Origin of the sequence: Halarchaeum grantii (assembly GCF_014647455.2) — an archaeon.
GTDB lineage: Archaea > Halobacteriota > Halobacteria > Halobacteriales > Halobacteriaceae > Halarchaeum > Halarchaeum grantii.
The window spans coordinates 161,006-173,960 of record NZ_BMPF01000005.1; the positions used below are offsets into that span (position 1 = coordinate 161,006).

The window sequence follows — 12,955 nt, forward strand, 5'->3', positions numbered from 1 at the left end:
AGTGGATAGAGCGATACAGTCTATTTGCTTAGTATTTGTGGTGCGTTGATGTCAGGGTTGGACAACCAAACAACACAGAATAGTCTCCGAACAGGGAAGGGTTTCGATATACTCTATTTCGCTATATTGAATTTTGTAGCTCGGCGACGAGGGCAGCGACCGCTTCGTCAACAAGATCACTGTCGAGACGACCCTGCCAGAAGTCGATGTCCTCATGATCGATCGATTGGACGCCCCACGGAACGATCCGACTCTCATCGGGTGTCCCACCACGAAGCCAACTCGCTCCAGGGATGTCGATGAGGCCTTCCATCCAGAATTTAGACGTCAACGTGAGCGCGATATACTGGTCGCCGTGGAACGACGGTCCTCATGGTTCGAGAGGATGAGCCAAGGCCGAGCGTCTTCCTCAACCGTTGAAAGGGTCATCACCGTAGACGACGTCGCCCCGTTCGAAGATTGGTGTCTCTTCGTTGGTCACTGTTCGTCCTCAACGCTCGGGTGTGGTTCTGTCGGTGCATGCTCACGCCAGGAGTCCTTGTCCTCCACACCCCGTTGTTCGTTGAACAGCGCCGTTGCTCGTTCGTACCCGCTGTAACTCTCGAGTCGCTCGGCGTCGTCGGTTATCGCCCAGTACGTCGCCTTGTGTTCGACCAAATCGCGGTCCTTCAACCGTGAAAGCGCAGTGCTGACTGCGCCCTCATCGACGTCGATTTGGGAGGCGATTTCGCGGGCCTTGAACGCACGATCCTCGTTGGCAGCGAGAAACCCGAGGACTTGGTCCGGGACCGAAAGATCCGCGAGTTCGTCCTCGCTCGTGTTCTCGAAGGTGTCTCGGTCGATGGACATCGTTGAATGGAGATACGTCATCCGCTGTAAAGAGTGTTAGGAGTGAAAATGGTGAAAACTCGGGGGAGAAATCGTTATTGACCACGACACGATTCGGGAATGCATTGAGAGGACCAGCCTCAACGACTATTTTCTCAGTCCGGACTTTGGATTAGTTTCGCGTCGCCAGCCGCGCGATTGCGGCGCTGGTGACCATCTCGACGATGCCGAAGCAGACAGCGGGGAGCGCAGCAATCGCGGGGAAGCCCGCAGCGACGACGAGCGCGGCGGCGACGGCGAAATCGCGCATTCCGACGGCGAACGTCCCAGCGAGGCGTTCGGCGGGCGTTGCGTCCACAAGGCGTGCGACGCTCCACCCGAGGCCGTAGCCGAGGAGGTTCAGCGCGAACGCGCCGGTGACGACGAGTGCGAGGAGAGGAGTGACAGCACGGAGATGGGTGGCGTTCGCGGCGGCGACCCCGCCGATGATCAGGACGACCATCACGGACGCGATACTCGTGTAGTAGTCGTCGTAGCGCGCGACGACGCGCTCGTAGCGCGAGCGGGCGAGGATAGCGATAGCCATCGGGAGGACGACGGCGACGAGGAGTTCGGAGACGAGGCGCCCGCTGTCGACGTGGACTGTCCCATTGAGAAGCGCGGTGACGGAGGCAGGCGTGTAGAGGACGCTCACGGCGCCGATGGCGACGAGCGAGATAGAGGAAAGCGCGATATTGCCGTCGGCGAGCGCGGTCATCGTCGGGGAGACGAGCTCGGGCGTAACCGCGCCGAGGAGGACGAATCCTGCGGTGAGCGCGGGTGAGAGCCCGAGGAGGGCGGCGATGGTGAACGCGAGAACCGGCATCGCGAGGTGTGCGAGGAGGACGCCCGCGAGGACGCGTCGGTTGACCGCACGGACGTCTCCGAGTGAGAGGAGGAGCGAGGTGCTTCCGACCATCACGACGAGAATCGGTGTGGATGCCCGCGTCACCACACTCAGCTCTGGGACGAGGACACCGAGGAGGACGGCGAGGATGACCCACCCGATGAGGTATTCGTTGATCAGGCGTGTCAAGCGCACACTGGGGGGTTGCCGGAGCGCGGTTGAAGCGGTACCGGTTCTACTGTTCAGGATTCGTCCCCCACCGAGGGCTCGACGAATAGCATTTTCGATGAATTGTTTATTTATCCGCTAGGAAAGTAGCAGAAGATATTTATTTCCGATTCAGTTATAGCATCTCGGATGTATCACATACGGGCCTGCAGTCTCGTGATTTCGCCTGCTTCGGGCAGAAAGTCTCGACGTGACTGCTCTCCAGCGCTGCTCTCGCGATCACTCACCAGCGGTTCGCGGCCCGTCACCACCAACTCCTACCCAACAATTCGTGACCGACCCAACCTCTCCCGCTGACGAGTCGCCCCCACCGACTCATACTGTATTGCCGAATCGACTGCCGCGACGTGCCGTGATCGGGCTCGCCCTCCTCAGCCTCGTCGCCGTCGAGCCGGCCGCCGCCCAGCAGTCGGCGGTCTGCAATGCGGACAAACTCCCGAGTATGATCGAGGGCTTCTTCCAGTTGACGACGGCGCTCGGGATCGTCGGACTCGCCGTGGTGTGGCAGGCGAACTCCCTGATCGATATGTTCACGCTGAGCCCCGAGCAGAAGAAGGGGCTGAAGCGCCACAAGCGCTCGGCACTCAAGTCTACCGTCGTCCTCGTGGTTCTCGGCCCGCTCTACACGGTCGCGGGGTCGATGATGAGCCTCCCGCTCGCCCAGTGCGTGGACCTCGTTCCCTGGTAACCCGACTCCGCCCTCCATATCGATGTCCCCGTCGCGCGCGGTTTCGATAGCGATTGCCGGCGTCCTCCTCCTCGCGATAGTCACCGGGCTCGCCGCCGCGAACCACCCCCGTCCGGGGACGGAGGGGAACGGCCTCACAGAGAACGAGTCCGCGACGCTCTGGTCGCACGACGCAGACGACTACACGAACGAATCCGCCTACTACGAGCGCTACGGCGAGCACCGAACCGCACTCCAACAGCTTGCGAACGGGACGGACGTCACGTTCACCCGACCACCCAAGACGGCCGCGACGTGGACCAAGCATGACTTCCGCGATCTACAGGCCGGCGGCCCAGAGACGTCGCGCCACCCGGAGAACGCCGACCTCGAGGACAGCGCCCTCATCGCGGACGCTCACGCGACGATCTTCGCCGCCCACCCCTCGACACGAGCGCACCTCGCGTCCGGTAAGACACGCGCGTATCTCGCACCGGACGGGACGCTCCGCGGCCTCGTCGACTACCGGGTCCGCTCCCCGAACACGAGTACCGAGTGGTCGCTCACCAGCAATCAGGTATCGCACGTCTGGCTCACCCAGGACGGCGAGACGATCGCCTCGAGCACCGGGACGCAGACGCCGACGCTCGACTACCACCTCCAGAACACGCGAAACACGACGCTGACGTTGCACGCGACGATCGAGATCACCGTCGAGCAGACCACCACAGTAAACGGGAACACCGTAAGCACGACGACGGAGACGGATTCCGTGACGGTCACGGACTCACTCAGCGGGTCGGTGTACGACCTCGCAGCATACCCCTACTACGCGGAGTACCCGGATGGGGATGCGGGCGTCGCGATCTTCCAGTCGCGGCCGTGGCAGGGCTACACGCTCACCGACAACGGGAGCGCTCGTGTGCGTGGTGTGTGGCGGTTCTACACCGCACGGCACACGAACTGGGACACGCTCGTCGCATCGACGCGCGACGGCGAGACACGCACAAACTCCGACGCGATCCCGGTTTCCGTGCACGCATATCCGTCACGGATCGGGCCGGTCGCCGAACCGGTTCGGACGGGACCATCGGTCGTTCGGACGTGGGGGATCAACCGATCCTCGCCCGCCTCAACGCTCGGCGAAAACGTTCACATCGACGTCGTGAACGACTCCTACAAGACGTCCTACGGCGTCGCCGTCCGCGCGAATCAGGTCGACCGGCAGGCACTCCACGTCGCGGGAATCGTCCGCGGCGTGAACGCGACGATCTTCCAGCCCAGCTCCGGCTCGACCCGCCACCTCCGCGAGAGCAATCTCACCGCGAGCGTGCTCTCGCAGAACGACTCGGCCGCCAAGGTCCGCCTCGAGCTGCGGGACAACCAGACGGATGCGCCGATCGATCTCTCGACAGAGCAGCGCGGCCGCGCGCTCGCACAATCACCGAACGGCTCCATCGCCATCGGTGACCAGCACGTCGAGACGAACGCCTCCGGGATTGCGGTCGTCACGCTCACTCAGCCCGGCATCTACACCGCCCAGTACCACCCCGAATCGTGGCTCGGCGCCAACCCCGCGTACGTGCGTGATCAAGCAAGCGTACGCTGGCACCCGCTGGGCACGCTCTCGGGATGGTTTAACCTCGCGTTCACGACCGGGTGGAAACTCCTCCCGTTCGTCGTGATGTTCTACGCCGGCCAGCGCCTCCTCCGACTCTTCGGCCTCGATCGCTTCCAGAACTCATGACTGACAGCCCACCACCCATCGACCGTCGTACCGCCCTCCGAGCACTCGGCAGTCTCGCCCTCGCCGGCGTCGCCGGCTGCACCGGTACCCAGAACTCTGGGACGTCGAGTTCCTCGACAACCAGTGCGTCTGGGCCCTTCGCGACCGTCGACGTCCCAGGGGACGACGCTCGTTGTCGACCTCACGAGTGGCGTGGACGTCGAGCACGTGAACCTCGTGAAGCCGAACGGGTCGCTGTTCGGGAAACGCGGCGTCGCGAAGGGTGCGAGTCGCGTCTCCTTCGACGTCGGCACCACCTACACGCCCGGCGAGTACACGCTCGTCGCCGTCAACGGCGACCAGACTGTCGGCACGACGACGCAGTCGCTCCGTCCCGACCTCCAGATTCTCGAGATGGGCATCGGACGCAATCAGCCCGCAAAGATGTGGGACGGGACAGAGCACAGAACAGGCGTTGAGGCGTTTGTGAGTGTTGCCAACAGAGGGAGTGGGCCGACGGCGATCACGAAACTCCTGTTTATGGGGTTCGTGCCATATCCCAGCGGCGAGAACGGTACATCCTACGCCGATCAAACAGACGTGAGTGGCATCTACAACCCAGAGAGTGACTCAGAGGTACAGGACGTCGTCATCCCGCCAGGAACGCAGACAACCATATACAGCTATCGCGCCCCGTTTGCGTTTGGTCCTGGTGCCAACGTAACCTGCACCGATCAACAACAGGAGGGCACGTTCCGGCTCATCCTCGAGACGGGTTCCAGGGAGGGTAACGTTTCTCAGACGTACAGCATCCACTACTCCGCATCTGAGCAGCTCCATAACTGCTCAATCACAATCGGGGAGAACTAGCCGTGGTTGACCTCATTGATGTCGTCCTTCAGAGTTTCAAGGATGCAGTCAACTGGTTCACCGGTCTCTTCATGCAGGGGCTCAAGCAAGGATATCATACCCTCTCGGTTGAGACGTTTGGTACTCCGACACCACAGACGGACGGGGCGTTTGTCTTCGGCCAGCCCACGAACGCTCCCTGGCAGTCCATCCATCACGCATTGATCGGCGGCGAGATCATGGTCGTCTCGCTGCTCTTACTCGTAGTCTGCGTGCAGGGACGCCACCTCATCCGCATCTTCAACATCGGGAGCGCCTACGAGTCACGACGAACCCGCAAGACTGCGTGGGTCGGTTCCTTCCTGATCATCACGTGGTACTGGATCGCCGTACTCACCCTCTACCTCGTCAACGGATTCACGATCGCTCTACTGCCGAGTCTCAGCTCCGTCAGCGCTGCAATGATTGACCTCCTTCGGTTCTCCCTCCACAACGCAGCATTATCACTCGTCTTTGGAATGCTCGGTGGACTCTCGATGTGGGCGCTCGAAGCGCTCTACTACATCCGTGGGGTGCTGCTCTACGTCTATATCTACGGGATGCCGATCGCGTTCGCACTCGCCTACGGCAACATCCCAGTGCTCTCGGACGTCGCGATGGGCTTCAGCAAACGCTTCGTTCCGCTTGCCATCCTCCCACTCCCTGCCGCGGTCGTGTTCAAGGGCTACGACTTACTCTATGCACAGAACGCCCTCAATCCATCCTCACCGTTCCTGAGCTACATTGTCGCGGTCTCCCTCCCGCTCGTCGCCTTAGTGGTGACGTGGAAGACGTTCGAGTACGCGACACCACTCACCGCGAAAGCCATCGGCACCGCCACACAGGGTGCCGCGCTCGTCGGCGGCGTCGCAGCCGGTGTGTACGTCGGTGGGGCGAGTGTTGCGACGACCGCCGCGCGCTGGGGCCCGAAGGCCGCCGCCGGACAAGCCGTCGCCGAACACGCCAGCCGTCGCGCCGGCGACGAGGAGAGTGGTGAGACGCCGTCGTATCGCCGCACAGAGAACGACCCGAATACTCGCTAATCCATGTCGACAGATCCAGACGCCGCCGCACGACGCATCATGAATCAGTTCGGCGAGGAGAGCCGCATTCCCTACCTCAACATCGAGGAGGGCGACGTCGGCGTCCTCATCGCCTTCCCCATCATCGGCCTCCTTCTCGCCGCCCTCACCGGCGTCGACTCGCTCGCCCTCCCCTTCGTCGCCGGTGGCTTTGGCCTCGGTGTCGCCATCATCTACGTCGCCCCCACTCACCTCAACGCCTGGACGTGGGCCACCGACGTCTACCAATACCTCAAACGCCCCCGCGTCACCTTCAGCGCCCCCGACGAGCCAGACTTCGAGACCAACGAGACGGTGCGCAACGAGGGCGGGCTCGCGAACTACACGCCCTTCACGCCGGACGAACGCACCCAGGACCTCACCAATATCGAACGCGCGTGGCCGGGTGCGGGCGCCATCCAGCGTTCTGATGGGACGATGGAGGCGTTCGTTGAGGTCGACCCCGACAACATGGACTTCGCGATGTCCGCCGATTGGGCGCAACTCCAGGAGGCCGGCGCGGAGTTCGCGAACAAGGAACTCGACTCGAAGCTCAAACTCCACGCGACCACTCGTGAGTTCCCCATCGAGCGGGTTGTCGAGAACATCCAAGACCGCCTCGACGACGAGGACGTCACCGAGAATCCGGTCTTTCGCGAGCTCCTCGAAGAATACCTCGAAACGCGTCCACGCGAGATGCGCGAACGCGGCATCCAGCAACTCCACTACTACATCGGCGTCGAAGTCTCACCCATCGAGGTCTACGACCGGTATCGCGACGAGTCCACACCCGCCGAGAAACTCACCCAGATTCCCGTGGTCGGCTTCCTCTTCAACCCGTTCGTCACCCGCCGCGAGAACCTGCAGGAGGCTGAACGGCGCGCACGGATGTTCGAGACGCTCGACGACCGCGTCGCCGCGGTCCGCAGCGAGTTCGTCCAGCAGGCGAGTGGCTGGTCGGCACGCCGCCTCAGCACGGTCGAACTCTTCACGCTCGCGATGGACTTCTGGAACGGCCACGAACACGACTACGGCGACCCCGAATCAGTCATTCGCGGCCAACCAGCGATGGTCCACCAGGAACGGGAGGACGCCGATGCATAACGTCGTCCTGCCGGCGGCGACCGGGGTCGGCGAACAGCTCACGGAGTGGGCGTTCAACCCCACGACGCCGGGCGGGATGCTGCTCTACGCCCTCGTCGCCGTCCTCGTCGTTGCGACCAGCATCGTCACGTGGACGCGCTATCAGGCCCGCGACGACGAACCCACCGTCGAGTTCGCGGACGTCCTCGACGAAGAGACGCTCGAAGACAGTCAGGCGGAGGGACGACTTCTCGACGAAATCGCGGAGTCGCACAAGACGGCGGTTGCGCCGGCTGCGATCGAGTGGGAGACGCGTGCGGCGCACGTCGGTGAGCAGTGGACGAGCACCCTCTACGTCGCCGAATATCCAGACCACCCTACTGATGGATACCTCAGCGACCTCTTCGAGTTGACCGACGTCGAGTTCGACCTCACCGCGCACGTCACGCCGAAGAACCAGGAGCGCGCCCGGAACGAACTGGAGGAGATCGCCGACGACCTCCAAGTGGACGCCGACCTCGAACAGAGCGTCCGTGGCGCCTACCTCCAAGAGCGCGCTGACGAGGCGGCGGCGACGTACAAGGCCGTCGAGAGCGGTGCGAACGTCTTCGACCAGGGCGTGTTCATCACGGTGCGCGCCGACGAGAAGGACGACCTGCAGGACGCCGTCCGCACCGTCAAGAGCACGCTTCGGGACGACCCGGCGAACCTCACCCCGAAGACCGCCATCTGCCGGCAGGACGTCGCCCTCCAGTCCGCCGCACCCATCGGCGACAACGAGTTCGGCCGCGAATCCATCGCCCTCGGTGGTGCCGTCGGCGCGCTTCTTGGCTCACCACACAACGCGACGATCCTCGAGGAGGGCGGCGTCGAGTTCGGCATCCACAAGGACAACCAGAGCCCCGTCGTCATCGACCCCTTCGCACGCGACAACGGCTACGCCATGTTCACCGTCGGCGATACTGGGTCCGGGAAGTCGTTTGGCTCGAAGCAGAACTTCATCCGGTCGATCGAGCAGGACCGCGACCGGATCGGCATCGTTCTCGAACCGCTCAACAACTGGGCGGGCGTCTCCGAGGCTCTCGACGCCCAGCGCATCACCGTCGGTGGGACGCTCGGTCTGAATCCCTTGGAGATTCGGCAGACGCCCGAGCACGCCCAGCGCGCCATGGGTGAGGACGCGAGCCCGTTCAACGAGAAACTCGACGACGCGATGAGCTTCCTCACCAACTTCTTCGCGCTACGGGGGATCTCGCTCGGTGATCGGCGGACGACGCTCGAACTCGGCCTGCGGACCGCCTACACCCGCCAGGGAATCACCGACGACATCACGACGCACGACAATCCGAGTCCGACGATTCGAGACATGATGGACGTTTTCGAGGAGATGGTCGACGACCCCGAGGAGTTCGTCGTGCGCTCCGACGAGGAAGCCGAGAAGCTGCAGGCGGACGCAACGTGGCTCCTCGACCAACTCCGCCCCTTCGAGGAGGATGGCCGGCACGCGAACCTCGGGAAGGCGTCCGCGTTCGACATCCGCGACGAGAAGACCATCTATCTCGACCTCGCCCAGCAAGAGGGCAGCGTCGACTCCAGTACCGCCCTCACGATGCAACTCCTCATTTCGTTGGTGTACGAGCGCGCGAAGGAGACGGAGAAGGAGGTCGTCTTCGTCATCGACGAGGCCCGCTACATCATGCAGGACGCGGCGAGCCTCGCCTTCCTCGAGACGGTGTTCCGCCATCACCGCCACCACGACCTCTCGATCCGCCTCGTCACGCAGACGGTCGATGAGTTCTTCGAGCACGCCGAGAGTGAGGCGATCCTCGACCAGTGTGCCGTCAAGCAGTTCCACCGCCTCGACGGGATGGACGAAGAATGGGCGGACGAGTTCGGGTTGAACCACGCCCAGATGCGCTACGTCCAGGACGCCGTCCCCGGAAACGAGGACGCGGGGTTCTCCGAAGCCCTCGTGGGTGTCGACGGCGAGTGGCGCGGCATCCAGGTCGAAGCCATGCCCAAGGAGAAACAGGTCATCGACTTCGACCCCACCACCCAGACCCGCGACGAACTCCCCGGTGCGACCAGCGACGACGCGAATTCCGAGATGGAGTCCATCCAGCAGCAACTCGCTGAACAGGCCGGCGAATCGGGCGACGACGCAGAGCAGGTTGCGGAGACGGACGGTGGTCACGATGCGTGAGTATCTCCGCGTCACGCCGACCTCTGAGACGCTGGATCCGGCGGGGATTCCGCGACTCCTCGAAAGCCTCCACAAACTCACCAACGAGAGTGGTGGTCTCGGGTCGAAGCTGAACCCGCTGTCGTCGTCGACGCCGCCGCGCTTCGAGTTCCTCGCACTCAGCGAGGGCGAAGACGCGCCCGTCGAGTTCTACTACGGCGCCGACGACCACCTCGATACGGTTGAGGAGAGGCTGCGGTCGGTCTACCCGGAGACGTTCGACCTCGAACGCGTCGACCTCGACGTCGCCTCCCGGCTCGTCCAGCCCGTCGAATACTCGCGCGAGGAGTTCGTCGACGCCTACCAGCAGGGTGATCTCGAGTACGAGTTCGGGGAGGACGAGCAGTACGCGCTCACCGACGAGGGCGAGAGAGAGGCCCGCGACGGTGAGGTGACTGCGGACAGAGTGGTGTCCATGGAGGGGACGGCACTCGAACTCGCCGCTGGGGACGACGCGACGATCGAGAGGCCGACTGTGACCGAGGATGGGACGATTCTCGCGCGGCCGGCGACTGGCACGGTCTCCCCGTACGGTGTGCGCTGGCAGGGTGCGGCCACGCGAAAGAAGGACTGGATGACGTCGCTGACGCCATTCACGGACGGCGAGGACGAGGAGTCGCTATCGGCGGTCGACCGACCGGGGGCGGCGCTCGCGTCCCTCATCGACCACGTCAACGACGCCACCGAACCACTCGCCTTCCAGGTCGTCTTCCAGCGGCGCGAGAGCTGGCAGTCGGATGCCGAACTCCGCAAGGAAGACCTGATCGACGGCCGAGACACATGGTCGCAACGCCTCATCGGCGACCTCCTCGAGTTCGAGGAGTACGAACACGACCACGACGAACGCGAGTTGAGCGACATCGTCGTCCGCCGGTTGAACGCCATCGAGGCGACGAACCCACAACGCTCGTTCACCACGAACATCCGGGCGGTCGGCGTGCCCACGAGCGACGACGGCGAGGAGTCGCTGGACGAGCGGCTGTCGTCGCTTGCGCCCGTCTTCGACCCGCTCGACGGTCCCTTCTACGACGTCGACGCCGAACGAGTCCGGTCGAGTGGCTTTCGTGAAGCGAAGAAGGAGAAGAACGCACGAAACGCACTCCAGCGTCTCATCAATCGTGAGATCGTCACGGGTCGCGGGAAGACACGACCCGACTTCGTGCTGAGCGGCCGGGAACTCGCGAACTTCCTCCTCGTCCCCTCCTCCGAACAGCTCTCGATCGAGGGCTCGCGTGGGACGCGTGCGGAACAGCAGAGTCGGAATCCCCTCACACGCCCCGACCCCGACCTTCTGAGCGAGTTCCGCGCGGGGATGGCCGTCGGCTACGCGCTCGACGAGACCGGCGAGCCCGAGGACGAACCGGTTCGGGTCCCGCCGAGTCTCCTCCCGACCCACTACGGGCGCTTCGGAACGACCGGCGCTGGGAAGTCGAAAGCCCAGATCAACGAACTGCTCTCACTCTACGCGAACACGAGTGGCCCGACCATCCACATCGAGCCGAAGGGGGACGGGATGACGGAGAACTACATGCGCGCCCACGCCGCTGGATTCGGGCTCGAGGACCTCGAAGAGAACGTCATCCACTTCTCGATTCCCGAGGACCTCCCTGGGTTCTCCTTCTTCAACATCCAGCCCGCTCTCGAGAACGGCGTCCGTCGCGAGGACGCCGTCCAGAAGAAGGCCGACCACTACGAGGAGATTCTCAAACTCGTCATGGGCCAGGAGCGCTACGAGCGCGCGACTGTCGCCCCCGGCCTGATCAAGACGCTCATCAAGGCGCTCTTCGACGAGGAGCACGGCCGCGAGAACGGCCAGTATCGCGAATCGACCGAGTACTTCGCGCACCGCCAACTCGAGAACGCGCTCGACCAGCTCTGGGAGGCCGGCCCGCCACAGCCCGACTTGAGCGCGGCGCCGCAGTCGACCGACGAGGCCGTCACGCGCTCCTTGCGTCGCCAGTTGCAGGCGGACAAGACGACGTTCTCGAACATCATGGGCGGCGTCAGCAACCGCCTCGCGATGATTTCGGACGACGCGACCCTCCGCCGCATCTTCAACAATACTGATCCGCAGTTCGACTTCCGCGATCTCCTCGACGAGGACACGATGGTCCTCTTCGACCTCGGTGATCTTCGCGAGGACGCCGCCCGCATCATGACCGGCGTCATCCTCACCAACCTTGAGGCCGCCCTCCAAGAGGAGAATCAAGACGTCGCGACCCACCCCGACGAGTACGTCGTGAACCTCCTGATCGACGAGGCGGCGTCGGTCGCCGTCTCGGACGTGATGAACAACCTCCTCGAGCAGGGTCGGAGTTTCCGGCTGTCGGTCGGGTTGTCGATGCAGTTCCCCGAGCAGATGAAAGCCGAAGGCGGTCGTCGCGCCTACCTGAACGTCCTGAACAACGTCGGCAGCCCGCTCGTCGGGAAGATCAGCGTCGACCGCGAACTCGCCCAGGCGATGGCTCACGAGGAGATGGACCCGGAGGACTTCGCGAACCGCATCCGCTCGCTCCCACGCGGCGAGTGGATCGCGAACCTCCCCAGTCCCGTCTTCGGAGAGACCGGGCCGTATCCGTTCAGTCTCGCGCCACTCCCGATCCCGACGGGCCATCCGGAGAGCGACCAGCCCTTGACGAGCGACGAAGAGGCGCGCTTCGAGGACACGCTCACGCGGCTCCACGACCACGTCGGTGACGCCTATGGCGTGACGGAGGACGAGACGCCGACGACGCAGACGCCCGAGGAACTCGGTGACGTCCTCGACGTCGCGGACGGCGAGTTGGACGTCGCGCTCGCGAAAGTCGTTCGCAGCGTCCAGTTGCGAACCAGGAGTCGGGAGGGGAACGACTGGGTGGCGGTCGAGACAGTCGACGACGAACTCCGCCGTCTCTTCGAGGACGCCGATGCGGACGCGCCGACGTACGAGGAACTCTCGTCGGTCCGGCAGCGCTCGCGCTTCCTCGAGACGACCGTCGACATGGACGCCGACGAACTCGTGATCCGCCTTACCAACGACGGCGAAGACGTCGCGACGCCCGAAACCGGGTCAGTGCAGTCTGCCGGAAGTGAGAAGCACGACACAGCCCTCGAACAGATCGAGCAGGAGTTGACCGCGCAGGGATTCACCGTCTCCATCCTCACCCAGGACGGCAGCGAGAAACCGGACGCCCGGGCGACCCATCCCGACTTCGAGGAGCCGTTCGCGATCGAGGTAGAGACCACAACACCAGAGAACCCCGCGAAGGTGCTGGTGAACCTCCGGAAAGCACAGGATAAAGGTGAATTCCCGCTCTTCGTCGTTCGCCCCGGGTCGTCGCAGACTGAGTGGGCAGAGCGCGTCGAG

Annotated in this window: 9 protein-coding genes and 1 pseudogene; 7 read left to right on the plus strand and 3 right to left on the minus strand. The window is 63.8% G+C overall.

Annotated elements, in window-relative coordinates:
* Positions 1 to 121: 121 nt before the first annotated feature.
* From IEY12_RS16030 to IEY12_RS14075, 3 genes and pseudogenes are all read right to left on the minus strand, one after another.
* Positions 122 to 481 (minus strand): annotated as a pseudogene (locus tag IEY12_RS16030) (type II toxin-antitoxin system PemK/MazF family toxin).
* Entirely contained in the window at positions 478 to 849 is a 372-nt protein-coding gene (locus IEY12_RS14070; protein ID WP_188884289.1) for a MarR family transcriptional regulator, read from the minus strand. Before IEY12_RS14070 ends, IEY12_RS16030 begins: the two are co-directional and overlap by 4 nt.
* A gap of 151 nt (positions 850 to 1,000) precedes the next feature.
* A complete protein-coding gene (locus IEY12_RS14075; RefSeq protein WP_188884290.1) occupies positions 1,001 to 1,909 on the minus strand; it encodes a bile acid:sodium symporter family protein in 909 nt (302 codons plus the stop codon).
* 358 nt (positions 1,910 to 2,267) lie between these two features.
* Between IEY12_RS14075 and IEY12_RS14080 the strand changes: the two genes are divergently transcribed.
* The 7 genes from IEY12_RS14080 to IEY12_RS14110 form a co-directional block, all read left to right on the plus strand.
* Positions 2,268 to 2,630 (plus strand): DUF7985 family protein, encoded by a 363-nt coding sequence (locus IEY12_RS14080; RefSeq protein WP_188884291.1) that lies wholly within the window; start codon positions 2,268 to 2,270, stop codon positions 2,628 to 2,630.
* 22 nt (positions 2,631 to 2,652) lie between these two features.
* Positions 2,653 to 4,356: a DUF8186 domain-containing protein gene (locus tag IEY12_RS14085; protein ID WP_188884292.1), complete on the plus strand. Its 1,704-nt coding sequence runs from the start codon at positions 2,653 to 2,655 to the stop codon at positions 4,354 to 4,356.
* 192 nt (positions 4,357 to 4,548) lie between these two features.
* Positions 4,549 to 5,205, plus strand: a complete 657-nt coding sequence (locus IEY12_RS14090; RefSeq protein ID WP_229871394.1) for a hypothetical protein — start codon at positions 4,549 to 4,551, stop codon at positions 5,203 to 5,205.
* 2 nt (positions 5,206 to 5,207) lie between these two features.
* Positions 5,208 to 6,266, plus strand: coding sequence for a TrbL/VirB6 family protein (locus tag IEY12_RS14095; RefSeq protein WP_188884293.1), 1,059 nt, complete (start codon positions 5,208 to 5,210; stop codon positions 6,264 to 6,266).
* Positions 6,267 to 6,269: 3 nt separating this feature from the next.
* Positions 6,270 to 7,388: a TraC-like domain-containing protein gene (locus IEY12_RS14100; protein WP_188884294.1), complete on the plus strand. Its 1,119-nt coding sequence runs from the start codon at positions 6,270 to 6,272 to the stop codon at positions 7,386 to 7,388.
* Positions 7,381 to 9,570, plus strand: coding sequence for a VirB4 family type IV secretion system protein (locus IEY12_RS14105; RefSeq protein ID WP_188884295.1), 2,190 nt, complete (start codon positions 7,381 to 7,383; stop codon positions 9,568 to 9,570). Before IEY12_RS14100 ends, IEY12_RS14105 begins: the two co-directional genes overlap by 8 nt.
* Positions 9,563 to 12,955: ATP-binding protein (locus tag IEY12_RS14110; RefSeq protein ID WP_188884296.1), on the plus strand; the 3,393-nt coding region annotated here is incomplete at its 3' end. The genes IEY12_RS14105 and IEY12_RS14110, both read left to right, overlap by 8 nt.